At 44.1% G+C, this 25,727-nt stretch carries 29 protein-coding genes, 2 pseudogenes and 1 riboswitch; of the genes and pseudogenes, 12 read left to right on the plus strand and 19 right to left on the minus strand.

Translation table 11 applies throughout. The annotated features are described in order from the left end of the window. Positions 1 to 93: 93 nt before the first annotated feature. From NYE42_RS11225 to NYE42_RS11235, 3 genes are all read right to left on the minus strand, one after another. Positions 94 to 1,227, minus strand: a complete 1,134-nt coding sequence (locus tag NYE42_RS11225; protein ID WP_342496955.1) for a conserved virulence factor C family protein — start codon at positions 1,225 to 1,227, stop codon at positions 94 to 96. Positions 1,228 to 1,295: 68 nt separating this feature from the next. After that, a complete protein-coding gene (locus tag NYE42_RS11230) occupies positions 1,296 to 1,904 on the minus strand; it encodes an HD domain-containing protein (protein ID WP_352426466.1) in 609 nt (202 codons plus the stop codon). Positions 1,905 to 1,915: 11 nt separating this feature from the next. Beyond that, the gene (locus NYE42_RS11235; protein WP_033574699.1) at positions 1,916 to 2,398 is read right to left on the minus strand and encodes a glutathione peroxidase; all 483 of its coding nucleotides are present in this window, start codon (positions 2,396 to 2,398) and stop codon (positions 1,916 to 1,918) included. Between the two features lie 283 nt (positions 2,399 to 2,681). Between NYE42_RS11235 and metA the strand changes: the two genes are divergently transcribed. The 4 genes and pseudogenes from metA (at position 2,682) to cspD (ending at position 5,376) form a co-directional block, all read left to right on the plus strand. After that, positions 2,682 to 3,587, plus strand: coding sequence for a homoserine O-succinyltransferase (metA, locus tag NYE42_RS11240; protein ID WP_003153608.1), 906 nt, complete (start codon positions 2,682 to 2,684; stop codon positions 3,585 to 3,587). Between the two features lie 224 nt (positions 3,588 to 3,811). Beyond that, positions 3,812 to 4,954: a diglucosyl diacylglycerol synthase gene (locus NYE42_RS11245; RefSeq protein WP_144664625.1), complete on the plus strand. Its 1,143-nt coding sequence runs from the start codon at positions 3,812 to 3,814 to the stop codon at positions 4,952 to 4,954. Between the two features lie 94 nt (positions 4,955 to 5,048). Further along, a pseudogene (locus tag NYE42_RS11250) lies at positions 5,049 to 5,160 on the plus strand (hypothetical protein); the annotation flags it as partial. A gap of 15 nt (positions 5,161 to 5,175) precedes the next feature. Beyond that, positions 5,176 to 5,376, plus strand: a complete 201-nt coding sequence (gene cspD, locus NYE42_RS11255; protein ID WP_003153604.1) for a cold-shock protein CspD — start codon at positions 5,176 to 5,178, stop codon at positions 5,374 to 5,376. Between the two features lie 51 nt (positions 5,377 to 5,427). Here cspD and NYE42_RS11260 read toward each other — a convergent pair whose 3' ends face one another. Continuing rightward, entirely contained in the window at positions 5,428 to 5,610 is a 183-nt protein-coding gene (locus tag NYE42_RS11260; protein ID WP_012117812.1) for a hypothetical protein, read from the minus strand. Between the two features lie 161 nt (positions 5,611 to 5,771). On the opposite strand from NYE42_RS11260, the gene NYE42_RS11265 reads away from it, so the two are divergent. Then, the gene (locus NYE42_RS11265) at positions 5,772 to 6,029 is read left to right on the plus strand and encodes a DUF2564 family protein (RefSeq protein WP_007409519.1); all 258 of its coding nucleotides are present in this window, start codon (positions 5,772 to 5,774) and stop codon (positions 6,027 to 6,029) included. A gap of 26 nt (positions 6,030 to 6,055) precedes the next feature. On the opposite strand, the gene NYE42_RS11270 is transcribed toward NYE42_RS11265, so the two are convergent. Next, complete coding sequence (locus tag NYE42_RS11270) at positions 6,056 to 6,238, minus strand: zinc-finger domain-containing protein (RefSeq protein ID WP_003153581.1); 183 nt, start codon at positions 6,236 to 6,238, stop codon at positions 6,056 to 6,058. Positions 6,239 to 6,240: 2 nt separating this feature from the next. Next, positions 6,241 to 6,912, minus strand: coding sequence for a ribonuclease H family protein (locus tag NYE42_RS11275; RefSeq protein WP_352426467.1), 672 nt, complete (start codon positions 6,910 to 6,912; stop codon positions 6,241 to 6,243). 81 nt (positions 6,913 to 6,993) lie between these two features. Here NYE42_RS11275 and NYE42_RS11280 point away from each other — a divergent pair, with 81 nt between their 5' ends. The 3 genes from NYE42_RS11280 to sspL are packed head-to-tail and all read left to right on the plus strand — an operon-like array spanning position 6,994 to position 8,253. Beyond that, positions 6,994 to 7,674: a queuosine precursor transporter gene (locus NYE42_RS11280; RefSeq protein WP_095353025.1), complete on the plus strand. Its 681-nt coding sequence runs from the start codon at positions 6,994 to 6,996 to the stop codon at positions 7,672 to 7,674. 6 nt (positions 7,675 to 7,680) lie between these two features. Continuing rightward, complete coding sequence (locus NYE42_RS11285) at positions 7,681 to 8,073, plus strand: reverse transcriptase-like protein (protein ID WP_025649782.1); 393 nt, start codon at positions 7,681 to 7,683, stop codon at positions 8,071 to 8,073. Positions 8,074 to 8,124: 51 nt separating this feature from the next. After that, positions 8,125 to 8,253 (plus strand): small, acid-soluble spore protein L, encoded by a 129-nt coding sequence (gene sspL, locus NYE42_RS11290; RefSeq protein WP_003153575.1) that lies wholly within the window; start codon positions 8,125 to 8,127, stop codon positions 8,251 to 8,253. A gap of 5 nt (positions 8,254 to 8,258) precedes the next feature. Here the strand turns inward: sspL and NYE42_RS11295 are convergent, their stop codons facing one another. From NYE42_RS11295 to NYE42_RS11325, 7 genes are all read right to left on the minus strand, one after another. After that, a complete protein-coding gene (locus NYE42_RS11295; protein WP_014418167.1) occupies positions 8,259 to 9,146 on the minus strand; it encodes a 5'-3' exonuclease in 888 nt (295 codons plus the stop codon). A 94-nt stretch (positions 9,147 to 9,240) separates the two neighbouring features. Next, complete coding sequence (locus NYE42_RS11300; protein ID WP_003153570.1) at positions 9,241 to 9,384, minus strand: hypothetical protein; 144 nt, start codon at positions 9,382 to 9,384, stop codon at positions 9,241 to 9,243. Between the two features lie 76 nt (positions 9,385 to 9,460). Beyond that, a complete protein-coding gene (locus NYE42_RS11305; protein WP_012117818.1) occupies positions 9,461 to 9,718 on the minus strand; it encodes a YpbS family protein in 258 nt (85 codons plus the stop codon). A 68-nt stretch (positions 9,719 to 9,786) separates the two neighbouring features. After that, the gene (locus NYE42_RS11310; RefSeq protein WP_352426468.1) at positions 9,787 to 13,368 is read right to left on the minus strand and encodes a dynamin family protein; all 3,582 of its coding nucleotides are present in this window, start codon (positions 13,366 to 13,368) and stop codon (positions 9,787 to 9,789) included. A 183-nt stretch (positions 13,369 to 13,551) separates the two neighbouring features. Further along, the gene (gene fbpC / locus NYE42_RS11315; RefSeq protein WP_025284905.1) at positions 13,552 to 13,647 is read right to left on the minus strand and encodes a Fur-regulated basic protein FbpC; all 96 of its coding nucleotides are present in this window, start codon (positions 13,645 to 13,647) and stop codon (positions 13,552 to 13,554) included. 72 nt (positions 13,648 to 13,719) lie between these two features. Further along, the gene (locus NYE42_RS11320) at positions 13,720 to 14,226 is read right to left on the minus strand and encodes an isoprenylcysteine carboxyl methyltransferase family protein (RefSeq protein WP_003153565.1); all 507 of its coding nucleotides are present in this window, start codon (positions 14,224 to 14,226) and stop codon (positions 13,720 to 13,722) included. Then, positions 14,226 to 15,326 carry a 3-oxoacyl-[acyl-carrier-protein] synthase III C-terminal domain-containing protein gene (locus tag NYE42_RS11325; RefSeq protein WP_352426469.1) on the minus strand — a complete coding sequence of 367 codons (1,101 nt, stop codon included), beginning with the start codon at positions 15,324 to 15,326 and terminating at the stop codon, positions 14,226 to 14,228. Before NYE42_RS11325 ends, NYE42_RS11320 begins: the two co-directional genes overlap by 1 nt. Positions 15,327 to 15,491: 165 nt before the next feature. On the opposite strand from NYE42_RS11325, the gene NYE42_RS11330 reads away from it, so the two are divergent. Then, on the plus strand, positions 15,492 to 16,094 hold the full coding sequence (locus NYE42_RS11330; protein ID WP_033574703.1) for a GNAT family protein: 603 nt from the start codon (positions 15,492 to 15,494) through the stop codon (positions 16,092 to 16,094). Between the two features lie 34 nt (positions 16,095 to 16,128). Here the strand turns inward: NYE42_RS11330 and NYE42_RS11335 are convergent, their stop codons facing one another. Beyond that, positions 16,129 to 16,437 carry an MGMT family protein gene (locus tag NYE42_RS11335; protein ID WP_007612133.1) on the minus strand — a complete coding sequence of 103 codons (309 nt, stop codon included), beginning with the start codon at positions 16,435 to 16,437 and terminating at the stop codon, positions 16,129 to 16,131. A 220-nt stretch (positions 16,438 to 16,657) separates the two neighbouring features. Here NYE42_RS11335 and NYE42_RS11340 point away from each other — a divergent pair, with 220 nt between their 5' ends. Continuing rightward, entirely contained in the window at positions 16,658 to 16,921 is a 264-nt protein-coding gene (locus NYE42_RS11340) for a hypothetical protein (protein ID WP_032866282.1), read from the plus strand. A gap of 802 nt (positions 16,922 to 17,723) precedes the next feature. Continuing rightward, positions 17,724 to 18,308, plus strand: a pseudogene (locus tag NYE42_RS11345) (DUF421 domain-containing protein). 247 nt (positions 18,309 to 18,555) lie between these two features. Here the strand turns inward: NYE42_RS11345 and NYE42_RS11350 are convergent. After that, entirely contained in the window at positions 18,556 to 19,122 is a 567-nt protein-coding gene (locus tag NYE42_RS11350; protein WP_095353023.1) for a cysteine hydrolase family protein, read from the minus strand. Between the two features lie 316 nt (positions 19,123 to 19,438). On the opposite strand from NYE42_RS11350, the gene NYE42_RS11355 reads away from it, so the two are divergent. Then, positions 19,439 to 19,714: a hypothetical protein gene (locus tag NYE42_RS11355; protein ID WP_015417694.1), complete on the plus strand. Its 276-nt coding sequence runs from the start codon at positions 19,439 to 19,441 to the stop codon at positions 19,712 to 19,714. A gap of 247 nt (positions 19,715 to 19,961) precedes the next feature. On the opposite strand, the gene pbuX is transcribed toward NYE42_RS11355, so the two are convergent. From pbuX to NYE42_RS11375, 4 genes are all read right to left on the minus strand, one after another. Further along, positions 19,962 to 21,266 carry a xanthine permease PbuX gene (pbuX, locus tag NYE42_RS11360; RefSeq protein ID WP_012117824.1) on the minus strand — a complete coding sequence of 435 codons (1,305 nt, stop codon included), beginning with the start codon at positions 21,264 to 21,266 and terminating at the stop codon, positions 19,962 to 19,964. Further along, on the minus strand, positions 21,263 to 21,847 hold the full coding sequence (gene xpt / locus NYE42_RS11365) for a xanthine phosphoribosyltransferase (protein WP_095353022.1): 585 nt from the start codon (positions 21,845 to 21,847) through the stop codon (positions 21,263 to 21,265). Before xpt ends, pbuX begins: the two co-directional genes overlap by 4 nt. 99 nt (positions 21,848 to 21,946) lie before the next feature. Then, positions 21,947 to 22,046, minus strand: a riboswitch (purine riboswitch). A 133-nt stretch (positions 22,047 to 22,179) separates the two neighbouring features. Further along, on the minus strand, positions 22,180 to 23,682 hold the full coding sequence (locus tag NYE42_RS11370; RefSeq protein WP_012117826.1) for a carboxypeptidase M32: 1,503 nt from the start codon (positions 23,680 to 23,682) through the stop codon (positions 22,180 to 22,182). Between the two features lie 111 nt (positions 23,683 to 23,793). Further along, positions 23,794 to 25,713, minus strand: coding sequence for an ATP-dependent DNA helicase (locus NYE42_RS11375; RefSeq protein WP_032866285.1), 1,920 nt, complete (start codon positions 25,711 to 25,713; stop codon positions 23,794 to 23,796). Positions 25,714 to 25,727 lie beyond the last annotated feature (14 nt).

Here is a 25,727-nt window from a genome sequence, read left to right on the forward strand (position 1 = left end):
TATATAGAGTTTTGAATCATTTTTCAACAATATTCTAAATAATTTTTATAAAAAGTGAATTCAAATAAAAAAGGTGCATGGCGCACCTTTTTGTTATAACTGTTCTTTTTTTCTGCTTTCAGTCATCTGTTTCCAGACTGAACCTTTCGCCTCTTCTCCGTGCTCAATCCGTTCAATCGCCATTTTGACTTGCAGGCTGACTTCGAATTCCGGATCGTCTTCCGCCGCTTTTAATGCTTCCAGCGCGCTTTCATCGCCGACTTCATATAAAAACATGGCCGCGCGCCAGCGCACGAGCTTGCTTGAGTCACTGAGCGATTTCATCATGGCCGGGATGGCGCTCGTATCGCCGAGATCCGACAGACAGTCACCTGCCGTCCTTCTGACCGTCACCGTTTTGTCTTCAAGCGCTTTGTATAACAGCGGAAGCACAGACGGCTTTTCGATCATTCCCAAATAAACGACGGCTTGTCTTCTGATCGAAGTCTTCGGATCATGCAGCGCCTTTTCCAATACTAGTAAATCGTCTTCATCCGGATCCATTTGCTCAAGATGGGCATAGCGCTGTTTCCAGTCTTCGTCATCGAGCATTTCCAAAGTCACTTTATAAGCTTTCCGCTGCACTGCCGGTTTGGCCTCACCCTTTTGCTGTGCGGCTGCTTCTGTCAGGCGTTTGAGCCGCTCATCACTGTAGGCGGCCTGAAGCTCTTCTGTGACATCGTGTCCGATTTCGGTAAAATCCCCGAAGCGCACGCCTTGTTCTTTCCAAGCCCGCTCAAATACAACATTTGAAGCTTCGGAACGCAGCTTTAAAATGGCTTCTTGGAAACGTTCCGGAAGGCCGAAGCGTTCTTCACGTTCGCCGTCCGTCAATTTGACCTGCATCGGGATTCCGCTGAACATTTGTACGAAAACCTTCACTTCACCGAACGATTCCTGTTCAGAACGGCTCTCAGACTGCTCCGTATGTTCCATTCCGAAAGCGGAACGGACCTGAGGCAGAATTTCCTTCCAGTCAAAACGTGCGTTTCTCTCCACAGCCAGGAAATCGGCAACGTGATAAACGCCCTTTACTCCTTCAATGTTTAAAATATCACGTACGACAACCGGAGCATCATCTGCCTGACCGGGCTTGTAATTGTTGCTTTTCCCTGCCGGAAGCTCTTCAGTCAAAATCACTTTCATCGTGTTCGGACTCGGCGTCGGTTCTATTGATTTAATCTTCATATTGGTCCTCCTATGCACAATCTGACACTTATTCTAACATAGTCGGCACAAGCGTTCTATTGCGCCGCTTAGCTTTTGCAAATGCCGGCCTCTTTTTGGATACGGGCGGCAAACTGCAAAAGAAATTGATGTCGCTCCTCTGCTAAACCGGTCCCCGCTTTTGTATTCATTAAGCCTTTAAGCATGATTAATTTATCCTCTATATGGGCCAGCACACTTGATTGAGTTCCGTACATCGGGTGACCCTTCGCCCCGGCAAACATAAAAGCCCTGCCGATGCCCGCTGCGCCGATCGCATCAAGCATATCTGCATCCTGAACAACTTTCCCCTCCAATGAAAGCGGCCGCTTTATCAGCAGTTCCCTGTGTCTGAATGACATTCTCGTGATAATATCCGCGATCTCCTGAATGGAGCCATCCGCAATGTTGAAAGCAGCCAGCCGTTCTGTCACTTCGCCTGCCGTCAGCCTTTCGCTTTTTTCGAGCTTGGCGTCAATCAGATCATGAACCAGCGCGGCCGTCTCAGTGATAAATAAGTCGGCGCCTTCTTCTTTTGCCATATAAACAGAAAGTTTTGCGACCCGGGAAATATGAAGCCAGTCATGGCCCGTTCGTTCATTGATAAGCTTTTCTCTGACCCAATTCCTGACGCTTTCCAGCTGCTCTTTTTCGTTCACCGTATCACCTCTTATCGGGCCAAAAGCCTCTGCACCGTATCTTCCAGCTCTTTTGGGTTGACGTTCGGTGAAAAACGCCCGGTGACTTCACCGTTTCGGTCCACGATAAACTTAGTGAAATTCCATTTGACCGCTTTTGTGCCGAGCATCCCCTTCGCCTTTTCCGTCAGATATGTGAAGAGAGGATGAGCGTCTGCTCCATTGACATCAACTTTCGCAAACATAGGGAATGTGACTCCGTAGTTTTTCACACAGAACTCTTGAATTTCCGCTTCGTTTCCAGGTTCTTGGTTCATGAATTGGTTGCAGGGAAATCCCAAAATTTCAAGACCTTCCTCCCGATATGTATCATAGAGCTCCTGAAGCTGCTTGAGCTGGGATGTGAACCCGCATTTGCTTGCTGTATTCACAATGATCATCACCTTGCCTCTGTAAGCCGATAGCGTCATGTCTTCGCCTGTTATGGTCCGTACGTTTATATCGTAAATTGTCATCTGCGGCCCTCCTTTTTACATTCTTCATTTATTTTACCTGTTTTACACTGCAAAACAAACGGCAACCGCTTTTTCCTTCCACTTAACGGAAAACGTTTTTTTCGAGGAACCAAACGGCTCTTTACTCGTCATAATAAAGAGCCGCTCCGAATTTATGTCCATTTGCCGCTTTTATCCCTGTCATTATGCGTTAAATGCGGTTTATTACGCCGGGATGGATTGAAAAATGGCTTAAAAATTTCTATAATGAAGAAAATTAACGGGGAATAACGGAGGTGGCATGTTGCCTATTAATATACCAAATCACCTGCCCGCTAAGCAGGTGCTTGAAAGTGAACACATCTTTGTAATGGATGAAAGCCGGGCTTTTCATCAGGATATCCGGCCGCAGAAGATCGTGATTTTAAATCTGATGCCGAAAAAAATCCAAACGGAAACCCAGCTCCTCAGGATGCTTGGGAATTCACCTTTACAAGTTCACTTTACGTTCTTAATTCCGAGCACACATACTCCAAAAAATACGGCCAGGCAGCATCTGGATGAATTTTATACGGATTTTTCCAGCATCCGCCACAAACGGTTTGACGGAATGATTATTACCGGGGCTCCGATTGAGCACCTGCCGTTTGAAGATGTTTCTTACTGGGAAGAATTGAAGGAAATCATGGAATGGAGCAAAACGAATGTCACTTCAACCCTCCATATCTGCTGGGGCGCTCAAGCCGGTTTATACTATCATTACGGCATTGAGAAAGTGGAGCTGCCGAAAAAAATCTTCGGTGTGTTTGAGCATACCGTTCTTAAAAAACATGAGAGATTGGTAAGAGGATTTGACGAGCTATACTATGTGCCCCACTCACGGCATACAGATATTAATACGGAGCAGCTGCAATCGGCTTCGGATCTGGATGTGCTCAGCGTTTCAGAGGAAGCGGGGGTCTGTTTAATCGTTTCAAAAGACGAAAAACAGATTTTCTTAACGGGTCATCCGGAATATGATACCGATACGCTACTTCAGGAGTATGAGAGAGACATAGAGAGAAATCTTTCAAACGTAGAAGCTCCTAAGCACTATTTTGCGCCCGGCGGGAAAGAACCTGTTAACCGCTGGAAAGCTCATGCAACGTTATTGTTTATGAATTGGCTGAATTATTACGTATATCAGGAAACCCCGTATGAATGGGATTAATTTTTGTTTTGAGTGATACGGTGACAAAAATATGATAAAATACTCTTGATTCAGTATGCGTATAACAAAACTTTAAAATAATGGAACATATCAATTAAATTTAGTTTAAATATGTTGCCGCGCTTATTATAAAATGATGCACTTGTGTTATGTTTATCTATAGACAATAACTCCTTACGATGCATGAAGCTTGCTTGTTGTTGATTACATTGAGGTGAATTTACTTGAATACCAATAAAAAAGTATTAATTTTGACTGCAAATTACGGAAACGGGCATGTTCAAGTGGCCAAAACGCTCTACGAACAATGTCTGCGTCTCGGCTTAGATGTGACGGTTTCCAATTTGTATCAAGAGTCAAATCCGATTGTTTCAGAGGTTACTCAATACCTTTATTTAAAAAGCTTCTCAATCGGGAAACAGTTTTATCGTTTGTTTTATTACGGAGTTGACAAAATCTATAATAAACGCAAATTCAATATTTATTTTAAAATGGGAAATAAACGTTTAGGCCAGCTCGTCGAAGAGCATAAGCCGGACATTATTATCAATACATTTCCGATGATTGTCGTACCGGAATACAGACGGAGAACCGGAAAAGTGATCCCGACGTTCAACGTTATGACCGATTTCTGCCTTCACAAAATCTGGGTTCATGAAAATGTTGATAAATATTATGTCGCCACAGATTACGTGAAGGAAAAACTGATTGAAATCGGCACTCACCCGAACAACGTAAAGATCACGGGCATTCCCATCAGGCCTCAATTCGAGGAATCGATGCCGAAAGAGCCGATTTATAAAAAATACAATCTCTCTCCCGACAAAAAAGTTCTTCTTATTATGGCGGGAGCGCATGGTGTGCTGAAAAACGTAAAAGAACTGTGCGAAAATCTCGTTCATGACGATCAGGTGCAGGTTGTGGTGGTATGCGGCAAAAACAGCTCGCTGAAAGAATCCCTCAGCAGCTTGGAAGGTGACAATGCCGACCGGCTGAAAGTCCTGGGCTATGTAGAAAGAATTGACGAGCTGTTCCGTATTACGGACTGTATGATCACGAAACCGGGCGGCATCACACTGACGGAAGCGACGGCGATCGGAGTACCCGTTATTTTGTACAAACCGGTTCCTGGACAGGAAAAAGAAAATGCCATTTTCTTTGAAGATCGCGGTGCGGCTGTCGTGGTCAACCGCCACGAAGAAATTTTAGAGTCTGTCACCTCCCTTCTCGCGGATGAGGAGAAGCTGAACCGGATGAAGGACAATATTAAAAGCCTGCACCTCCCTAACTCCTCTGAAGTCATTTTGCAGGACATTATAAAAGAATCTGAAATGATGGCCGAAAAGGCGAATATGGCATTATCGTAAAAGAAAAGCACACGAATCGTTCGTGTGCTTTTTGTTTTTTTCCGGTTAAGCTTTGTGACTGGAAAAATAAAGATAAAAAATAGGGAGCGGCCGCTTGACGTCCGCTCCCATATGGTGTATAGTTGAACCATCATTTAACAACGTTTACATACGTACGGTTGGATGATGACAAAATTTTTTTTAGCACGAAGGTGCTACAGTACTAGGAGGAATTAAGCAATATGCAAAACGGTAAAGTAAAATGGTTCAATAACGAAAAAGGATTCGGCTTCATCGAAGTTGAAGGCGGAGACGACGTATTTGTTCACTTCACTGCTATCGAAGGAGAAGGATACAAATCATTAGAAGAAGGACAAGAAGTTTCTTTTGAAATTGTCGAAGGTAATCGTGGACCTCAAGCTTCTAATGTTGTAAAACTCTAAACTCAATACATGTTGATCAGATGACAAATAGAGGAGAGGCGTATGCCTCTCCTATTTGATTGCCGTCTGAATCTCAATTGCGACAAGATTCTGCTTGCAGCGCTGCTCAATTTCTTCAATTTGTTTCTCCATTGACGGCATTCCTTTTTTTGCCATTTCCGCTAAACTTCCCAAATCACCGTATATTTCTTTAAATGTCTGCTGAAGGATTGTTTTTAAATCTTTATCATTCACGGCTGGTTTTTCCCTTCTCTCCCAAGATACCCTGAATAATAGTAAATAAGCCCTAATTAATCAGGTTCAATAGTTATATCGGCTTATTTTCTATATTTTTTTCTATTTTCCGTACATATTTCTAAAAAAAATCTCCAAACTATTTGCGGAGGTGTTTTTTAATGGACTCTGAATTTTTCCCAAACGGACTGACGGATAAACGCCAGCTTGAATTAGCGGTGGAAACGGCCCAGAAAACAACGGGAGCGGCTACCCGGGGCCAAAATTCAACTTTGGTGGAATCTGCTTACCAGGCGATTCAGGATGCCAGAACAATGTCACAATCCAGTGAACTGCAAGCTCTCGACCAGGATTTTCTGCAAAAGCAGCGAATGCTTCTCGACGATTGCCAGCATCAGCTCGATGAATTCGAAAAATAAAACCGCAGAAGCTGCGGTTTTATTTTTTATTGATTTGTCAGCACCTTGCCGTAGGCTTTCAGCTTCTCCCCCACTGTGCATTGGTTGATGCAGAAAGAATGAGCGTGCGTTTTTCCAAACTCTTTGCGGAAATGCTTTTTTACGAAACAGTCTTTGCAATATTCATCCTGAAGCTCTGTCAATTCTTTATAAATGCTTTTTTTATCCAATATCAGTCATCTCCGTTACCTTCTAATGTTATGCGGCTTTCAATCTGCCGGTCCGAGAGAATTTTTCTGGCAAGGTCATCCGCTTCTTGATTTTCCTTTCGGTTTACGGCTTCATATGTCGGTGTCAGCTTTAAGGATTCGAGCAGCGCTTCAATTTTATCCAGCCATTCGTTTTGCGTTTCATCATAACACGGCCAGCTGCCGTCAAGCTGATGCAAAACGACGAGGGAATCCCCTCTTATCGTGATTGAATTTCTGCTTGCGCCAAGTTCCTGCACTTCCTTAAGCGCTTCGTATAAAGCGGCATATTCCGCCTCATTGTTCGTCTGAAGCGTTAAGCTTTTGTTTTTTCGTATGCGGTGCCGCTTGCCGCCGAGAGAATAATACACGACAATTCCGAGTCCGGCGCGTCCGCTTGTTTTGTCAAAGCCGCCGTCGAAATACACTGTAATGTCGTCAGGTTCGTGCGCAAGCTCTTCAGTAAGCTTTTCTAATTCTTTAAGCGTCCAGCTCGCGCCTTTTTCATCCTCAAAATGAATGTCTTTTATATAAGGAAAGCGGCTGACTTCTCTTGCAAGCATGCGCGCTTTCGGAACGGTCAGCCAATCGTCGGAAAAAAACGCGACAGGGCCTGTTCCTTTTGCTTCTATTTCGATATACGGCTTAAGATTCATTGAAATCACCTTACCATTCATTAGTTGACGGGCGTGTGCTATAATCAAACCATTCTCAAATTGAAAGGAAGTCAGCAGGTTTTGTTTAACGATGTGTTATGGATATTATTTGCGGTCATTCATTTTATCATTGTTCTTCTGTTTTATAAAGGATTTGGCAAAACGGGCCTATTCGTATGGATCGGTTTCGCCACGGTGTGCGCCAACTTGCAGGTTGTCAAAACAGTCGAGCTGTTCGGGCTTACGGCGACACTGGGAAATATCATGTACGGCACCGTTTTCTTCGCAACGGATGTGCTGAATGAAAAATACGGTCCCAAGGAAGCGCGCAAAGCCGTCTGGCTCGGGTTTTCCACTCTGCTCGCTTTGACATGCGCCATGCAGGGGGCTCTTTTATATAAACCGGCTGCGTCAGATATCGCACAGCCTGCCCTTGAGACGATTTTCGGTTTTCTGCCGCGTGTTGCGCTCGGGAGCCTCTTGGCTTTTATTTTCAGCCAAACGATAGATGTTTATGTATATTCAGCCATTCGGAGAATCTTTCCTTCAGACAGGCTTCTCTGGCTCAGAAACAGCGGAAGCACGGCGCTCAGCCAGCTGCTGGATACATTTATCTTCACTGCCGTGGCCTTTATCGGCGTTTATTCCGCGGGCGTATGGTTCAGCATCTTCATTTCAACTTACCTGATTAAATTTGCGGTATCACTCATTTCTGTCCCTTATGCGTATATGGCAAAACGAATGACACCGAAGGGAGAGTGACGGATGATGCCCGCTGAAATTTACGTGGACGGTGCAAGCGCCGGAAACCCGGGCCCGTCCGGTATCGGTATTTTTATTAAACATGATGGGAAAACAGAATCTTTCTCAATTCCGATCGGCGACCATTCAAATCAGGAAGCTGAATTTCTCGCTTTAATTGAAGGAATGAAGCTGTGTGCCGCCCGCGGATTTGAGTCCGTGTCATTCCGGACGGATTCGGATATCGTGGAGCGGGCCGCAGATCTTGAAGCGGTTAAAAACAAGGCTTTCCAGCCGTTTGTGGACGAAATCATCCGCTTAAAGGCCGGATTTCCATTGTTTTTCATTAAGTGGATTCCCGGCAGACAAAACCAAACAGCCGATCAGCTCGCAAAAAAAGCGATTCGGCTGAATAAATAACCGGAATGAAATTGCGTCTCACTGTTCATCCTACAAATGAGGTGAACAGCTATGAGAAAAGAAAATAAAGGCCGGCTGACCGGGGGCGTGAATCCTCAGGGAAATATGGAAGGAAATGCGCATAAAGACCCGAAATCAGCCCTTGAAAACAACGCAAAAAAAAGCAATACAAAACGCTAGAGGGATCAGCTGATCTCTCTGGCGTTCAGCTTTTCGAGCATCCTTTCAATTCCTTTTATCTGATGACGTCTGAGCATTAATGCCGCCTCTTCCATCTTTAATGAAAAAAGCGCTTCTTCAAGCGTACAGACTAACGGCACCTCGCAATGTATTTCAGCAAGCTGCCTTGACAGCTCCAATTCTTTCAAGCTTTGCTGAATTTTCGTTTGCTGGCCCTTCGGCAAGAGAGCGAGGCTTTCTAATAAGCGGTCTATGTTTTGATATTCACGGATCAGCTTGTACGCCGTTTTTTCCCCGATCCCTTTAACGCCGGGATAGTTATCGCTCGTGTCTCCCATCAGCGCCTTAATGTCAATCAGCGCTTTTGGCGGAACTCCCGTTTCTTCTCTGAATATCTCATCTGTATATACCTTATAATTGCCGATACCCTTTTGCAGCAGCGCTACTTGAACTTGATGATTCAGCAATTGAAGCAGATCTTTATCACCCGTTACAATCGTAATTTCCGCTTCCCCGGAAAATAGGGCAGAAAGCGTACCGATACAGTCATCCGCCTCATAGCCTTTTATGCCGATGTTTAAAAAACCGAGCTCTCGCGCTGCTTCTTTCGCTAGATCAAATTGCGGAATCAGCTCTAGCGGCGGTTCGCTTCTGTTGGCCTTATAATCTTGAAACAAATCATTGCGGTACGTTTTGCTTCCCATATCCCAGCAGCAGACGACATGTGTGGGCTGAAACGTATCAACAGCCGTAATAAGATGCTTTAAAAAACCGTTGACTCCGTTTGTGGGAATTCCGTTTTCATTTATCATAAAATTGCGATGAACGGCCGTCGCGAAAAACGAGCGGAACAAAAGCGCCATGCCGTCAACGAGCAGTAATTTGTTATTCATATATCGAAACTCCTTTTTTATTCAATGTTCCTATTTTACCAAAGAAGGCGGTAAAAAAACAGCATCCCCCCATTTGGAAGATGCTGCCGTCACGTTACTCACCGTGTCTTTTATTGCTTGCCATCAGCTTTTCAGCTTCACGGCCGGCATAAGAATCAAATTTCTGTCCGAAGCCGTTTTTCTTTTTGGCATTGTTATTCTGCTGAGCATTTCTGTTTCCCAGTTTTGTTCTGCCCATGGTCATATCCCCCTTTAGAGAAGATACGGATAGTATGTACAGCAAGCGCTGATGACACACGCGGCAGGTTCATCCATTACTGTCTGCTGACGAATTCTTTCACCATCTCTTCACTTACGAATCGTCTTTGCGGCACGATGCCCTTTTTCGCCAGCTGGTTCATTTTTGCAGTGATGCCATTGATGGCATCTGTCGTGAACGGTTTATTCTGTCTGCATTTTACAATGGCTTCTTCAATGGCCTGTTCACGCTCATAGTCAAGCTGTACAAATGTTTTGACGTGCTGATGCTGTTTTGCGGAATGTGCTGAAATTGCTTTATGGACTTCTGACATAAAAGGTTTCATCTCGCTTTTTTTCATTTTAGTCTACCACGACTGTTATCTGCCCGCCAACCGGATTTTTAAATTTTCAGCATTTCATCTTTCTTTTTCCATGCTTTTTCGGCTTCGTAAAGGTGTTCAATTTCCCTTGCACTCGTATTTTCCGCGAGACCTTGTAAATAAGTGTCCCGCTGCTCGCGGATCTGGGACAGGCTTTTATCCGCCATGTTTTCTTGCAGACGGCGCACCTGCTCAGCATATCGCTCTGAAAGGCTTTCTTTCTCCTGCTCAAGCCACTTTTCTGTCACTTTTTGCAGGCTCAGCCTGAGCCCTTCTACAAACGCTGCTTTTCCGTTCTGTTCAAAAAACTGCTTCGGTGATTTAACTTCCTTTACGTGATGTGAGAATGCCGAGACGTCAATGACCGGAGCGACCTCTTTCAGCTGAACGGCAAATTCGTTTTCACCGCTCACATAAATGGAGAAATCTCCGTCTTCCATAAGCTTCTTCTGACAGTTTTCCATCCATTCCTCAGTCATATGGCGCTCAATAAAACCGGTCATCCGGATATCGAGCGTTTTCAGCTCTTGAATATATTCAAAACGGAATTCCTTGATCGCTTCATTCAGCGCCGCTGATATATTTTGTTTCCAATCACCGTTTTGAAGACCCGGATGGAAGGCGGTTTTCAGCATATCATTCGCATAAAACGTCAGGCGGTGTTTAATGTGATAGAGCTGTTCTTCCGTATCTTTCATCACTTTTCGAATGATGACCTCAGACGTACGGCGCTTTGAAATGTCAGCGAGAGCTTTTTCATAGGAAGACTCCAGACGCTGTTTCTTTTTCTCTTTTTCTTCTGCCGACTGGTGAAGAGATTCGTGAAGCTGTTCCACCATATCGCACAATTTGTCCGCCTCTGTTTTCAGCTGGGCGCAGCTGGCCCTCATTACATCTTCCTCAATAAAGTGCTCAAGCCCGGTTCTTACTTCAGAGAACCTGTTATAAAAAGCTGCTTTTTTACCCGCAAGCTCTTCTTTACTTGAGACATGATATAATTTCGGCCGGTTAATTCCCTCTTTTGAGAGTTCTGAGCGGACATAGTCTTTGACGGTTTCCAGCTCGCTTTCGGTTTTGGCCAGATCGGCGGCGTTAATGACAAAAAACATTTTATCCATGCCGAATGATTCTTTGACGAGGCCGAGTTTCTTCAGAAAGGACCTGTCTCCTTTTGAAAAAGAATGCTGATAGTACGTCATATAAAAGAACGCGTCAGCATCTTTTATATATTGAAAGGCAAGCTCCGTATGGCGCTTGTTTATACTGCTTGCTCCCGGCGTATCAACAATGGTGATGCCTTTTTGCGTGAGAGGCGAATCATAATACACGGTGACTTCTTTTACGCAGCAGGCCGTTTTTTCTTCGGCTGCGTACGGTTTTAAACCTTCAACCGGCACCGTCAGTGTCAGCCTTTGACGGATCTGTTCTTCATACGCATCAAACGCCTGCAGCATCGTCTGAATCACCGGGATGAGTTCATCCGGAATTTTCCCCTTTTTAATGGCATAATTCCATCTCTCTTTCAGTGAACGCCCCTTTACGTCAGCGTCTTTCAGCTCAGTCAGCTGAAGCATTTCAGCATCCAGCTCCTCTTCCGTTTTAAAAACGATCTCCGCAGATTTATGCGGTTTGCCGTCTTGCGGTTTCGTTATTTTGTTGATCGTAGCCGTTGTGGGCGTCGGTGATGACGGAAGCACGTATTCACCGACCAGCGCATTTGCAAATGATGATTTACCGGAACTGAATCCGCCGAATAACGCCAAGGTAAACTGACGGTTTTCAAGCCGCTCAATCCTGCTTCGAAAGGCTTCTGCCTGTTTTCCTAATATGTTCGAGGATTCAAGAATCCCGGCAAGCTCATAGAACCGATCAGTCTGCTCTTTTATAGGGAGTTCCTTCATCGCATTTTTTTCGGGCTTGCTTACTTCATGCTGTACAGCCTCTTTTGGTTTCTCTTTTTGGACGGGCACTTTCGCAAGGCGTTTTTTTCGCGTATACCAGTCGCCGCTTCCCGTATCACAGGTCAATTCTTCTTCCCACAAAGCGCGGACGCGGGCTGCTTTTTCCAAGGCATTGCGTTCTTCTTTTGCCGATTGCGCGAGCTCATCCCTTATTTTCTTTTCTTTTTCGAGCCGGTTTTTCAAGTTCTCAATGAGCGGTCCGTTTTTTGTCTGAACATAAGCGGTCAGCTCCTCAATGAGTTCCGCTGTCTGTCTTTTGGCTTCCCTTCTGATCATTTCAGCGAGGTCTTTCGTATAAGTTAATACGTATTCAGATGAAAAGGCCGCTCCCTGCTTAAGGGCCTGAGCGGTGATATCATCAGAAAGCGGTGTGCGGTACGCCTGGATTTTCTTGATCAGTTCGTCCGAATCCGCTTCATACCGCTTGGCCGCTTTCGTAAATGTGTCGATAATGTGCCAATCCGCTTCCCCTTCCGTTCTTTTTTTAATATCGGCAAAAAATTCAGCATGCCTTCTTTCTTTTTCCGAAGCCGTTTTCGCTTTTGAAAAGAATAATCCGGTTTTAAATGAGGGCTGCTGTGATTCAATATAAGCAGATGCAAGCTCCCTCATCTCAAAGGGTGTCAGATTAGCGTTTTGCAATATGTTCTGCACGTCTTTTCTGATGTCTTTCTCTGCTGTTTCAGCCTGTTGAACGGCTTGTTTAAGCTCATCTTCAACAGAACGGACAAGTGCTTCTTGTTTGTCAAACTGCTCTCCGCTGCCGTTTTTATCTTCTTTTATGAGCATCTCTGTATGCTCTTTGACTAAGTGTGCAACTTTTCTCTCCGTTAAGGACCATAAATTTGTTTTTGCCTGCTGTTTCAGCTTCCACAGATGTTTTTTCAGCTGTTCCATGCCGTTTAAAGGATGGTCAGGCTCAGTGACAGACGTAAAGAAAAGCGATTCTTTCGGTATTCCCGCGCCTTCAAGCATGTCTTCCACCTGCCTGCGGTACTCTTCAAACTTCGTTTCAGTTTCATCATGCCTGTCAATTTGGTTGACGATCAGAAACAAATTCGGAATACGGTCTTTGATGGAGCTGAGAAACAGCATATTTTCTTCTGAATGAACGTGATTATAATGAACGACGTAAAATAAAGCGTCAGCCTGATGGAGAACCGAAGCGGCAGATAAAAAATGCGCTTCGTCCGTCGAATCAATTCCCGGTGTGTCAATGTAGGCCGCATAAGGCTCTGACTCCTTAAAGCCGGCATAGACTTCCACCGTTTCAATTTGCTCACCGTCTTTACAGAATTGCTGCACTTGTTCTTTATCGTAACTTCCTTTAATTTCTGCATAAGCCCCGTCCGTCGTATGAAGCACGACTTTATCTTCACCGTGCCGGATGACAACGAGGTTGGCGCTTGTGGGAATCGGGCTTGTCGGCAGTATGTCTTCACCGAGCAATGTGTTTAATAAAGAGGACTTTCCGGCCGAATAATGCCCGGTAAACGCGATATAAACCTCTTCATCAGCCGCTTTTTTCATAATGGCCGCGAGCTGATCGGCCCGTTTTTCATCCTGATGATCCAAAAATTGTGCGTATAAGGCACCCGTTCTGCTGAAAATCTCCCTGTTATGGCGTTCTTCTTCTGTCATGTGTCTTTACCCCTTTGTGTCTGTCGCATCAAATGACGTTTTTCATTTTTAGAAAGCTCTGAAAAAAACCTCTCCCCCATTTTACACAAGAATGGCTCACTTTTCTTCAGGAAACGCAAAAAAGCCGCCGATATCGGCAGCTGATAAAGAAAAAACATCCGCGGCAGGAAAAACCGCAGATGTTTAAGAAGACATCGATTTATTCGAAACTTTTTTCAATACGAAACCAATTAAAACACTGTATGTACAAACGGCTGCAAATAAAAATAACATTGTCATTTTCGGCACCACCTTGAATGAGAATCATTTTCATATTTATATCTTATCATGAGTGAGAATGATTTTCAATCTCTATTTTGCGGTGTTTTCTTCTAGCGCTTTCTCTTCGGCGCGAATCCTCACAGTGAGCATGCAGGCATTGAGAATCGAAAAGAGAAACAGTGTCCAATACGCTCCGTATAACAGCGGCAGAAAAATAAATTCTAAGATGACGACCGCGTAGTTCGGGTGCTTCATCCACCTGTACGGCCCCTTTCTGACAAGCTCCGCATCCGGCACGACAAGGATTTTCGTATTCCAATACCGCCCTAATGATAATAGCGCCCAATACCTGATCCCCTGTACAAATAAAATAATACATATAATGGCGGCCCACCTTGGAGAAAGCGTTTTTTGAAACGCCGCCACCTCAGCTGTAAGAGAGACAAAAAAGAGCACGTGCATCAGGACGAGAAAGGGATAATGTCCTTCTCCGTATTCGACTGCGCCTTGCTTTTTCACCTTTTGCTCATTGCGCCGGGCCACGATCATCTCCGCAATCCGCTGGGCTGCAAGCAGCATGATAAACAGCCAAAACATTAAGAAGCCCCCTTTTCCCAGCTGAACAGCAAAAGCTCAGACGAAAATCCCGGCCCGAGAGCGCCGATCAGCCCTTTTTCGTTTTCTTTCTGCCGTCCGCGGAGCAACTGTTCTTTTATCACATGAAAAATAGTTGCGGAAGACATGTTCCCGTGTTTTTGCAGCACCTTCCGAGATGCCGCAAGCTGACCGGAGTCCATTGAAAGACTCGTTAAATAGGCGTCAATGACCTTTTTCCCGCCTGGATGGGCAAGAAAGGTTTTAATGTCGTGAGGACTGACGCCATATTCAAATAAAAATTCATCAACATTGTCCTTCAGCCACTGTGAAACCAGGGTGGGAATGTCTCTTGAAAAGATGACTTGAAAACCGCTGTCGGTGAATTCCCAGCCCATCACATCTTCCGCATCCGGCATCATCACCGATTGAGTGGCGAATATCCGCGGAAGAAGCGGCTGTTTGACGTCGTTTCGGTTCGCCTTTTCTCCTCCGATTAGTACTGCGGCAATCCCGTCCGCAAACAGGGAGGTTCCGATTAAGTTGCTTTTTGACTTGTCGTTAGGCTGAAACGTTAAACTGCAGAGTTCAGCCGCGATGACAAGCACGTATGCTTCAGGATACGCGCGGCAGTATTCGTACGCCCTGGACAGGCCGGCCGCTCCGCCCGCGCATCCTAAACCCCAGATCGGTATCCGTTTTGTTTTCACAGAAAACGGTAGCTGATTCATCACTTTCGCTTCAATGCTGGGTGTTGAAAGCCCGGTGCTGGAAATAAAAAAGATCGCATCGACTTTTTCATATGGAAAGGGATTTGTTAAACAATCCGGGTTTGTTAAACAATCAAGTGCCGCATCCGCACTGTGCTTTACGGTTTCTTCCGTATACAGCCGGTTTTTTTCTGAAAAACCCCGTGCCGTTTTATACCATTCAATCGGCCGGACAAACTGCCTTGATTCAATTTCGCCGTTTTGAAAGGCTTTTAACAGCCGATCAATATCCTTAAATGAATCGGCAAACATCCCTCTCGCAAAATCCGCCGCCGTTTCTTGCGAGACATGATACTTCGGAATGCTCGTTCCGACAGATAACACATATGCCATGACCATCACCTCTTTACATAAAGGTTTCCGCTTTTTTCCTGAATGTATGCATAAGTTTGAATCGAGGATTTCACTGACCCGCCATTTTAATAGGAAATTGGCCCTTTTGAATAAGAAACTCTTCGACTATACTTAATCCATTCATAAAAAAAGGTTGTGATAGGAATGCTGAAGCCTGTCATTCTTAAAGGATCACTCGTTCAGTTAGAGCCGCTGGCGATTGATCACACTCAGGCACTCTGTGACGCTGGTTCAGAAAATAGGACGACTTACGCTTACACCCATGTTCCTGACGGAATCGAAGAAACAAAGCGTTATATTGAGCGCGCGCTTTCCGATTATGAAAAAGGACTTGCATTGCCATTTGCAGTACGGAGTCTTGAAACAGACCGAATCGTCGGAAGCACGCGGTTTATGGATGTGAAAGTGTTTACGCGGCCGGCGGACGCAGCTCCGGAAGTGTGTGAGATCGGCAGCACATGGTATGCCTCTGCCGTGCAGCGGACCGGTGTCAATACGGAATGTAAACTTCTGTTGCTGACCCATGCGTTTGACGTGTGGCAAGCTGTCAGGGTGACGCTGAAAACCGACGTTCGCAACCAACGCTCACGGACTGCGATTTTACGGATCGGAGCCCAATTTGAAGGGATCCGCCGCGCACACATTCCGGCTGTCGACGGCGGCCTCAGAGATACCGCCTACTACTCCATCCTTCGGGAGGAATGGCCTTATATCCGGCAAAACCTTTCTGGCCGGCTCAAAGCATAAAACTGAAAAACCTGCCGATATACGGCAGGTTTTTTTACATATTCGGATCATGGACGTATAAATTGAGATCGATCCGTCCGTCTGACGTGACCGCTACCCCCTCAGCTTCAAGAGACAGCTTCTGTACAGAAAACATCTCTTCGTCTCTCAATCCGATTTCGCCCTTTGCATTGATGACCCTATGCCAAGGAAGACGATGCTTTTTACTCATGGAGTGAAGAATCCTCACAACCTGTCTCGCTCCCCGCGGACTTCCCGCAAGATCGGCAATTTGACCATACGTCATCACTTTTCCTTCAGGAATCTGTTTGATAATGGCTACGGCCCGTTCCGTAAATGTCATGCAACTCCTCATTTCGCAAGAGCAGATGATTTTTGAGAAAATCAGCCACTTTCTGATCTTATATTTATAGATGATAATTGCTTCATCATCATACTTATTTCATCTCTGCGTTTAAATAGATTATCTGTTTGTTCACAAAAAATTAACAAAGATAAGCATGTACATATTTAACATAATATGTAATAATACAATTGTATTAAAAAGAAAAGGAGTGTTTACAATGAAAATGAAGAAAGCTTTAGCCGGCTCAGCCCTATCACTCGCTTTACTCTGTTCTGCCGCCCCTGCTTTTGCCGCAGGTCCTGCTGATACACCTTCTGCAGAAAGTAAAACGAAGGAAGTATCTGCTTTGGCGACGTTCATACTTAATGGTTCCGGACCTGATTATCCTACTTCAATTTACCGGAATGGAATCACCTATTATTTAGACAACATCACCTTCCATGGTGCTGATGGCACTTGGACAGCCGTCTACAAAAGCTGATTTTTCATGACGCGGAATGTTTGTTCTAAGCATCAACTAAAAATAATCCGTATGTTACCGTGCCGATAAGAGAATAAATGATTGCTAACATGTACCTAAGAAGTGTCAAAATTGAAAATTGTGACAGATTCTGAATTATCTCTTGCTCTACTTGTATCGGTATCTCCTGATTTTGCAACTTCTGGAGGATATGAACAATTGGTATCTAAAAGAAGTTTCTTTCCGGAACGGAATCTGGTATGGGAATGATGAGCACTGTTACTAATATGAAGGGGGCTTTGCCCCTTTTTCTAGTTTCACTGCCTTTTATAATTGATCCAACATATAGCACCTAGGTGCGTAATTTCATTTCACCCGATGATCATTATCAGTTGTACTGTTTTCTGCTTTTAGACGCAAAAACACATAATCTAAAATTCTCTCCTGCCATAGGTTTTTTGATCGGATCCTGCAGCACTTTAGTGAATCACATGTCTATCCAAAAGCCGAGCCTCAACTCTTTACGAAGAATCAATCCAGATCCTTCAGAACATTTCTATGGACGCTTGAGTTCCCCAGCTAATGTTAAGGTAACTCTATTCTTGATATATGCTGACGTAAACAAAAGGCCATGGAATGTTTTTCCTCCCCTCTTTAGTTATCAAACCTTCTTTTGGACGAGGGGCGCAGGACATCCCCGATCAGAAAAACACCTAAAATGAATAAAATTAAATGTAAGGGCAATAATTTTTCGTGAGCAAGTACACATAAAACCTCTTACTTGCTCTTTTATTTTTGATAAAACACAATCCAGGGTGATAACATGAGATTTGCTTGGGAAGAATTAATTATAATTGTATTCGGAATGATTTTACTGAGAATTTCAGGGAGAAAATCCATTGCACAAATGACCATTGCACAGACAATGGTCATGATTTCAATCGGTACGATTATCGTTCACCCCATTTTAGAAACCAGTTTATTGAAAACATTAATCGCTGCGTCTATCCTTTTTAGCGCTTTGATTTTAATGGAGTGGTTTCAAGTAAAAGTAAACTGGATTGAATCTTTTTTAACCGGAAAATCTAAATTCGTTATAGAAGACGGCCAACTCAATATAGAAAACTTAAAGAAGCTGAGGCTGACAGCAGATCAACTCGAAATGCGTTTAAGGCTTCTTGGCATTTCAAATATAAACACAATTAAATATGCCACTTTTAGAAGCTAATGGACAATTAGGTTACGAATTAAAAGATGACTGTAAGCCTTTAACCATCAAAGACCTTAAAAATGTGATCGATCCAAAATGTCTTAACAAAGAAGCTCAGCCTAAAAAGATGATCAAGCCAATCTATTCGAGGAAATCAAAAAACACGAGACTCAGCACAAGCCAAAAAATCTTGAATAATTTCGCTGATTAGTAAAGCCTTTTGTTATTCAAAACCGAAGCCGAATCAGACCGTTAACCGCGCCGATCATTTTTTACCGAAACCGGTTTACAAGAAACAAAAAAAGCATCTGAAGCAGATGCCTTTTTTCAATCGATATTGCGACGATGAAAAGAGTCGGCAACCCCCGTATTTTCCGAAGAGGTCCTTGTATGCGCCTGAATTTCAGCCGCCTATCCCTACCGCCGGCCTTAGCCATAATGTTAATCAGTTTGTTTTTATAAAATCATTGATTAATTGATCAGTCGTTAATATTGTGGCAAATTCATCATGCAACGTGGCCAGAGATATATTGTGAATAGTCTCTGCATCATAATATGTATCATTTTGGTCTCTCATCCCGAAGGCTGCTGTTGCATCTGAAATGAGGTATGTATCAAATCCTAAATTACCGCTCATTCTTGTAGTTGTTGAAACACAATGGGGCGTAGTCAAACCAGTTATTACGACAGTTGTTATATCATTTGATTTTAAGAGCTCTTCTAGATTAGTCCCGATAAAGCTGCTGTTTACTTTCTTGGTTATAATGACTTCTTTATCCATAGGTTTAACGATTTCCTTTATGGCAACCCCCTCATTTTTTGGATAAAATAAAGAACCAGGTTTATCAGAAATATGTTGTATGTATATGACTGTCCATCCTTTTTCTCTCCATAATTTCAGTATTTTGCTGATATTTTCTTCCGCCTTAACGTTATTTCGTTCTCCCCACTTTTTATCATCAAAGGCTTTTTGTACATCCACAATGATTAAAGCTTTTTTCTTTTCTGCCATCAGATAACCTCCTATATTGAAAATCCGTATTTATAACATTTTAAATAAAGATTTTACTTTTGTACAATTGATTAAGTTACTATCACATCTTCCCCGTTGGAAAAGCATTGAAATATCTAAAGTTCACCAGAAGCCGGCAATATTCAACTCTTTTTCTCTATATACTTATCAATATTCTGAAATAAGCCGCAACAGTGAATGAAAGGATTGCCCCTAACTACATTCACGCTCACAAAATATTAACAAAAAAACCCTTGGTTATTTTTGCATTGTATGTAATAATACAAGTGTATTAAAAAACAAAGGAGTGTTTAAAATGAAATTAAAAAAAGTTTTAACTGGTTCTGCCTTGTCTCTCGCTTTACTCGTTTCCGCTGCCCCTGCTTTTGCATCTAGCCCTGGTCATACAAATAGCGACTCAACTCAAACAAAAATTTCGACACAAGCGACCAAAGATTCTTTTACAATGGATTACCTTCATAGATGGGATATCCCAAATACAACTGTTAAGAATGGTGTTACATATTACCTTAAGAAAGTAGAGATAATCGAAGGGTTCTATCGCGCAACTTTTGAAGGATGGATTAATTAAAAGAAGGGGCTTTCCCTTCTTTTCACTCTCATTTGTAAGGATCCGTGCACAAGATACTCGTTCACGTACATATAGTCCGGGACGGTTTTTCGGCGAAATAAGGCGGATGCCTCATCACTCAATTTGTTTCTTTTCAAACAATGAAAATAATAAATGAAAGAGGATGCCTCACAAAAAGTTCAGCAAACTTTCGGAAGCATCCTCGATCTGGATAAAATAAGATGTTATTTTAAAGAAAAACAGATAACTAACCCTCTTGAACCCTTGTCACGTCAAGGGTTTTTTTCGTTTTAGGAATCATATTATAAATAATATTCAAAAGGACGGCGGTAAAGCTTCCGGCGACGATTCCGTTTGTGGTCAGCAGATTTAAGTAAGACGGCAGGTGCTTAAACATATCGGGAACGACGGTTACACCGAGTCCCAATCCGACCGAACACGCGACAATCAGAAGGTTTTCCTGCTTTTTAAAGTCAATTTGACTGAGCATTTTAATGCCGTAGGAGATGACCATGCCGAACATGGCCACCATCGCGCCTCCCAGTACCGAAGACGGGATGATGGTCGTGAAGGCTGCGATTTTCGGAAAAAGGCCGAAGAGCATTAAAAGTGCGCCCGTGACACCGATAACCGCGTTTTTCTTAATTCCTGTCAGCTGCACGAGGCCGACGTTTTGGGAATAAGCCGTGTACGGAAAAGCATTAAAAATGCCGCTGATGAATACCGCCAGGCCTTCCGCGCGGTAGCCTTTTGCTAAATCACGTTCAGACAGGCGCCGGTTTGTCAGGTCACCGAGAGCGAAATAGACGCCGGTTGACTCAACAAGGCTGACAATGGCAACGATGGACATCGTAATAATCGGTGCCGCATGAAATGTCGGCGTCCCGAAGTAAAACGGTTTAATCATTTGAATTGCGTCAGCATTCGCCACATTGTCAAATTGCACTTTTCCCATAAAATATGCGATGGCCGTCCCGATGACAATGCCGATTAAAATCGAAATGGATTTCAAAAATCCTTTTGTAAACCGATAAAGCAGCACGATGATGACGAGTACCGTAAATCCGAGGGCAAGGTTAGCCGGATCACCGAAATCCTTGCTGCCTTCCCCGCCGGCAATATGATTCATCGCGACCGGCATTAAGGTCATCCCGATAATCGTCACGACAGATCCGGTTACCACAGGCGGGAAAAAGGATACGAGCTTGCCGAAGAAAAACGACAGCAGAATGACAAGCAGACCCGATGCCAAAATGCTCCCGTAAATGGCTGAAATCCCGTACTCCTTACCGATGGAAATAATCGGCGCTACCGCGGTGAACGTACAGCCAAGCACAACAGGCAAGCCGATGCCGAAACATTTATTCCTCCATACTTGAAGCAGCGTAGCCGCCCCGCACATAAAAATGTCAATTGATACGAGATATGTCAGCTGTTCTGCGTTCAGTCCCAATGCCGCTCCTACAATTAAAGGAACGACGACGGCGCCGGCATACATGGCAAGCACGTGCTGGATACCGAGGGAAAGTGTTTTGGCATAGCCGTTTTTCATGAACGGACCTCCTGTACAAATGTCACTTTTCCGTCTTCAAGCGATTGAATTCTCGCCAATGATTCGACCCGGCATCCTTTTTTTATCAGCTCATCTCTTCCCGGCTGAAATGACTTTTCAATGACGATTCCGATCCCGCAAACCGCTGCGCCTGCTTGTTTTACGATGGATAAAAGTCCTTCTGCCGCCTGTCCGTTCGCTAAAAAGTCGTCAATGATTAACACGCGGTCATCTTTCGACAGATGATTTCCGGAGATTGCAATCTGACTTTCTGTTTTTTTCGTGAAAGAATAGACGGATGCCGTCAGCAGATCATCCGTTAATGTGAGAGACTTCCTTTTTCTCGCAAAGATGACGGGAACGCCGAGTTCAAGGCCGGCCATCACCGCAGGGGCAATGCCCGAAGATTCAATTGTGACGATTTTGGTTATCTCGTCTTTTGCAAAACGGCGCGCAAATTCCCGGCCGATCTGCTGCATGAGAACCGGATCAATTTGATGGTTTAAAAAAGAATCCACTTTCAGCACTTGATCAGAAAGAACAATTCCGTCTTCTGCTATTTTTCGTTTTAATGCTTCCACAATGATTACCCCCGCTTATAAAAAATAAAAAAAGCATTGCCCGCTCTCCAAAAAAAGAGCAAGCAATGCCGAATGATCTACACGCAACGGCCGAATAAAGCCGTTCCATTGCTCACTCATAGTCGGACATTTACGGTGACCGGTAGAAACTTGCGTGCCATATCCACGCGATTATATGAGTGTTCGTATGATATTAATCAAATTATAACAAGATACACTTCTTTTGCATAGTGAAATTTGAATATTTCCGAACTTTTACAAAGAATTGGTTTTCGATTATTCGTGTTTTTAGAATTTTTAGAAAAACACCCGGTGTATGCCGGGCGTTTCGTTTATAAATATAAATTTGAATATTTGCCGACGAGATACTCAATGAGATATTGAACGTTCAGCTCTTCTCCCGTTGCATCTTTTATGATGTCAAGCGGCATTTTGCGTCTTCCGTGCTGATGAACCTTTTCTGTCAGCCATTGTTTGATCGGCTCAAAATCGCCCCGTTCTATTAATTGGTCAAATTCAGGCAGATCGTCAAGCATGGTATGCTTCAGCTGTGCCGCATACATATATCCGAGCGCATAGGAAGGGAAATAGCCGAAATCTCCGCCCGCCCAATGTACGTCCTGCAAAATGCCTTTTGCGTCAGATGGCGGCGTAATGCCTAAATAATCATGATATTTTTGATTCCACAATGCAGGCAGTTCTTCCACTGTCACTTCATTGCTGAAAATCGCTTTTTCAATTTCATAACGGATAATAATATGAAGCGGATATGTCAGCTCATCGGCTTCAATTCGGATAAATGTGGGTTTCGCCTCATTTACGGCGCGTACAAAGTCCTCTCTTTTCACATCTTGAAATTGATCAGGCGAAGCCTCAACCATTTTTTCATAATAGGCGGTCCAGAAATGTTGATTTCTGGCGATAAAGTTTTCATAAAATAACGATTGGGATTCATGAATTCCCATGGATGCACCGTCAGATAAGTTCGTTCCGCTCAACGCTTCGTCAATATTCTGCTCGTAGATCGCATGCCCGCATTCATGAATCGTTCCGAAAATCGCCGTGCGGAAATCGTTTTCGTCATATCTGGTCGTCACCCGCACATCGCCCCGGTTGATTGTCGTCGCAAACGGATGCACCGTCTCGTCCAGGCGGCCGCCGTCAAAATCATACCCGAACTCTTTTAAGAAATACAAGGAGAGGGCTCTTTGTTGTTCTTTCGAAAACGTTTTCGTTATAAAGGAAGTGTCCGGTTTATTGCCGGATTCCGTCACTTTTTTGATAAGCGGAATAATCGCTTCCTTCAATTCAGAAAACAGCTGATCCAGCACCTTTACCGTAACACCCGGTTCGAAAATATCGAGCAATGCGTTGTATGGATGATCTTCATAGCCCCAATACGAAATAAACCGCTTATTAAAATCAATCAGCTTCTCAAGGTACGGAGCAAACATAGAAAAATCAGAGGCAGCCTTTGCATCCTCCCAAGCCGTTTCAGCTTTCGATGTTAAAATGACATATTCTTTATACTCATCTTCAGGAATTTTTTTATTATGATCATAATCTTTTTTCGCAAGTTCCGCCGCTTTCACTGTATCTTCAGGCAGCTCTTCTGCATGCGCGAGAAGGATGTCGATCAGCTCTTTCATCCGGTCGGATGTCTGGATTTGAAAAACGTCAGCCGACAGCTGTCCGATGCTTTCCGCCCGGTCATCAGAGCCTTTTTTTGGGGCTCCCGTTCTTAAGTCCCAATGCATAAGTGCAATGGCTTCGACATAGTGGGATACTCTTTTTAACAGATCAAAAAACTCTTTTTCATATGTATGTAAATCCATATCCGTTCCCCTCCCTTTTCACTATCAATTACAGGCTAATGGAATGCCGTGATAAAGTCAACTTCCCGGATTTAAAAAAGCCGCAGGATAAGAATCCTGCAGCTTTTGTTTTTATACGATTTTCGGTGTAACAGGCAAGACCTTTTTGACTTCGGCCAGGACCCGTTCACTTTCTCCGCCCGCATAAATGGATATGGTTCCGCTGTCCTGATTAGAACGGATGAGGCGGCCGATTCCCTGCCGGACTCTCAAGAGCATGTACGGCAGATCAACTTCCTCAAACGGATCTTTTTTCGCTCCGTTCCGCTTTGCGGTAAACACGGGATCATGAGGCGGATACGGCAACGCCCAAATGGTCACATTCCGGAGCGAGTCACCGGGAATGTCAAGACCTTCCCATAAGTGGACGGAACAAAGCACGGATTCTTCATCCCGCTGGAATTTTTCGACCAGACTGGAGATCTCTTCGTCACCTTCGTAGTATATCGGATACGGCAGCTCCCACGCGGCAGCCTGTTCTTTAAATTCCTTCATGTCTTCAAAGGAAGGGAAAAGAACGAGGGTGCGTCCTTCATTCTTCTTAATGGTTTCAATCGTTTCGGCTGTTTTTTGCTCAGACGTCATGTCACCGTGAAGCGCAACAGACATTTGCTCTTCGTAATCGTACGGAGATTCAACGGTAAATGATAAAGGATCACGGATTCCGAGGCTGTCAGCGATATAATCAAATGAACCGCCCTCAGAAAGAGTGGCCGATGAGAAGATATAAGGAATCTTTTTAGAAAAGACCTTTTCTCCCAAAACTTCGGCTACAGTTCTCGGCATAACGACAAACGTTGAGTCTGTATCCCGCGTTTCAAGCCAGCTGATGGCATCCTTTTGATACAGCGACAGCGAATATGCCATTTGTTCGACGTATTCTTCTACAACTGACAGCTCGTACTTATCGATCGTATACATTTCCGATTCAAATACGAGCGCCTCGCCGATTTTATCGAGCAGACGGCACAGTTCGTCAGCCGCACGCTTAACACGCTGGTCGTTTTGGATGTCCAATCGGTGAGAGCCTGCGATTTCCTTCGATTCCTCTGACAGCACATAGAAAAACTCATCGTTTGCGGCAAGGGCATCTTCAATCAGTTCGGCGAATTCCTCTCTGATGTCATTTTGAAGCAGACGCTCTAAAAACAGCTCAAGCGTCGACTGCTTCACGCGATAGGTTAACGCTTTTTGCGCGGCGAATTCCAGCAGATGTCCTTCATCAAACACGACGGCGCTGTGGTCCGGCAAAAGCGGCAGCTGTCCTTCCCTTTTGCGTGATTCTTCCGTCCATACATGCTCCATGTAGAAATCATGGGAGCAAACAATCAGATCCGTTGATTTTCTGTAATGATCTCTCGAAAGTGTTAAACCGCATCTATGTCTCATATCACAAGTTAAACAATCTTGGAAGGAATCATAGCTGACGCCTGCCCACTCTTCATTCGTCAAATCAGCGTACTGTTTGCGGTCGCCGTACGGATAAAAGCGCTGCATCGCTTGTGATTCGTGTACGAATGAAGGCAGCGACTCATAAAGATCCAGCCACTTTTCATCATCAGAACGCTGCATCGTTTTCTCAAGCTTTTTCAGACACAGATACTGCTCATGGGATTTGGACAGCCGTGTATCAATCTGCAGATCCAAATGTTCTGTCAGCTTGGAAATGTCGCCTTCTTTTTTGACAAGCTGTTCAATTAACGTTTCATCGGCGCATGCGATAATGGCCGGTTTACCCGTATATCTGGCATAGCTGATGGCAAACAGCAGATACACCAGCGTTTTCCCCGTACCGACTCCTGCCTCAGCGAACATGACTTTTTTCTCTTTAAATGCCCGTTCAAGCTGAAACGCCATAAATACCTGCTCATCCCGAAGGTCAAAGCCTTTCTCGGGAAGGATATCGTAAAACACGTCACCAATCCAATTGTTCAATTCTTCGTAAAAATTCTTTTCTTTTGTTAAAGCAAAAGGCAAACGTGATGTTGTCACCCAACTCCAACCCC

Source organism: Bacillus sp. FSL K6-2865 (assembly GCF_040311405.1).
GTDB classification, from domain to species: Bacteria; Bacillota; Bacilli; order Bacillales; family Bacillaceae; genus Bacillus; species Bacillus velezensis.

Bases quoted from the DNA above. Each gene is read 5' to 3' on its own strand.
- NYE42_RS11320 (WP_003153565.1), bottom strand. From the start codon at position 14,226: ATGTTTTGGCTGTTTATCATGCTGCTTGCAGCCCAGCGGATTGCGGAG.
- NYE42_RS11295 (WP_014418167.1), bottom strand. From the start codon at position 9,146: ATGAATAACAAATTACTGCTCGTTGACGGCATGGCGCTTTTGTTCCGC.
- fbpC (WP_025284905.1), bottom strand. From the start codon at position 13,647: ATGACAATGTTATTTTTATTTGCAGCCGTTTGTACATACAGTGTTTTA.
- NYE42_RS11310 (WP_352426468.1), bottom strand. From the start codon at position 13,368: ATGACAGAAGAAGAACGCCATAACAGGGAGATTTTCAGCAGAACGGGT.
- NYE42_RS11355 (WP_015417694.1), top strand. From the start codon at position 19,439: ATGAAATTAAAAAAAGTTTTAACTGGTTCTGCCTTGTCTCTCGCTTTA.
- NYE42_RS11285 (WP_025649782.1), top strand. From the start codon at position 7,681: ATGCCCGCTGAAATTTACGTGGACGGTGCAAGCGCCGGAAACCCGGGC.
- NYE42_RS11335 (WP_007612133.1), bottom strand. From the start codon at position 16,437: ATGACATTTACGGAACGGGCCGTAGCCATTATCAAACAGATTCCTGAA.
- NYE42_RS11235 (WP_033574699.1), bottom strand. From the start codon at position 2,398: ATGACAATTTACGATATAAACGTACGGACCATAACAGGCGAAGACATG.
- NYE42_RS11350 (WP_095353023.1), bottom strand. From the start codon at position 19,122: ATGGCAGAAAAGAAAAAAGCTTTAATCATTGTGGATGTACAAAAAGCC.
- NYE42_RS11300 (WP_003153570.1), bottom strand. From the start codon at position 9,384: ATGGGCAGAACAAAACTGGGAAACAGAAATGCTCAGCAGAATAACAAT.
- NYE42_RS11275 (WP_352426467.1), bottom strand. From the start codon at position 6,912: ATGAATCTTAAGCCGTATATCGAAATAGAAGCAAAAGGAACAGGCCCT.
- NYE42_RS11265 (WP_007409519.1), top strand. From the start codon at position 5,772: ATGGACTCTGAATTTTTCCCAAACGGACTGACGGATAAACGCCAGCTT.
- NYE42_RS11340 (WP_032866282.1), top strand. From the start codon at position 16,658: ATGAAAATGAAGAAAGCTTTAGCCGGCTCAGCCCTATCACTCGCTTTA.
- cspD (WP_003153604.1), top strand. From the start codon at position 5,176: ATGCAAAACGGTAAAGTAAAATGGTTCAATAACGAAAAAGGATTCGGC.
- NYE42_RS11330 (WP_033574703.1), top strand. From the start codon at position 15,492: ATGCTGAAGCCTGTCATTCTTAAAGGATCACTCGTTCAGTTAGAGCCG.
- NYE42_RS11370 (WP_012117826.1), bottom strand. From the start codon at position 23,682: ATGGATTTACATACATATGAAAAAGAGTTTTTTGATCTGTTAAAAAGA.
- NYE42_RS11225 (WP_342496955.1), bottom strand. From the start codon at position 1,227: ATGAAGATTAAATCAATAGAACCGACGCCGAGTCCGAACACGATGAAA.
- NYE42_RS11305 (WP_012117818.1), bottom strand. From the start codon at position 9,718: ATGTCAGAAGTCCATAAAGCAATTTCAGCACATTCCGCAAAACAGCAT.
- NYE42_RS11325 (WP_352426469.1), bottom strand. From the start codon at position 15,326: ATGGCATATGTGTTATCTGTCGGAACGAGCATTCCGAAGTATCATGTC.
- pbuX (WP_012117824.1), bottom strand. From the start codon at position 21,266: ATGAAAAACGGCTATGCCAAAACACTTTCCCTCGGTATCCAGCACGTG.
- sspL (WP_003153575.1), top strand. From the start codon at position 8,125: ATGAGAAAAGAAAATAAAGGCCGGCTGACCGGGGGCGTGAATCCTCAG.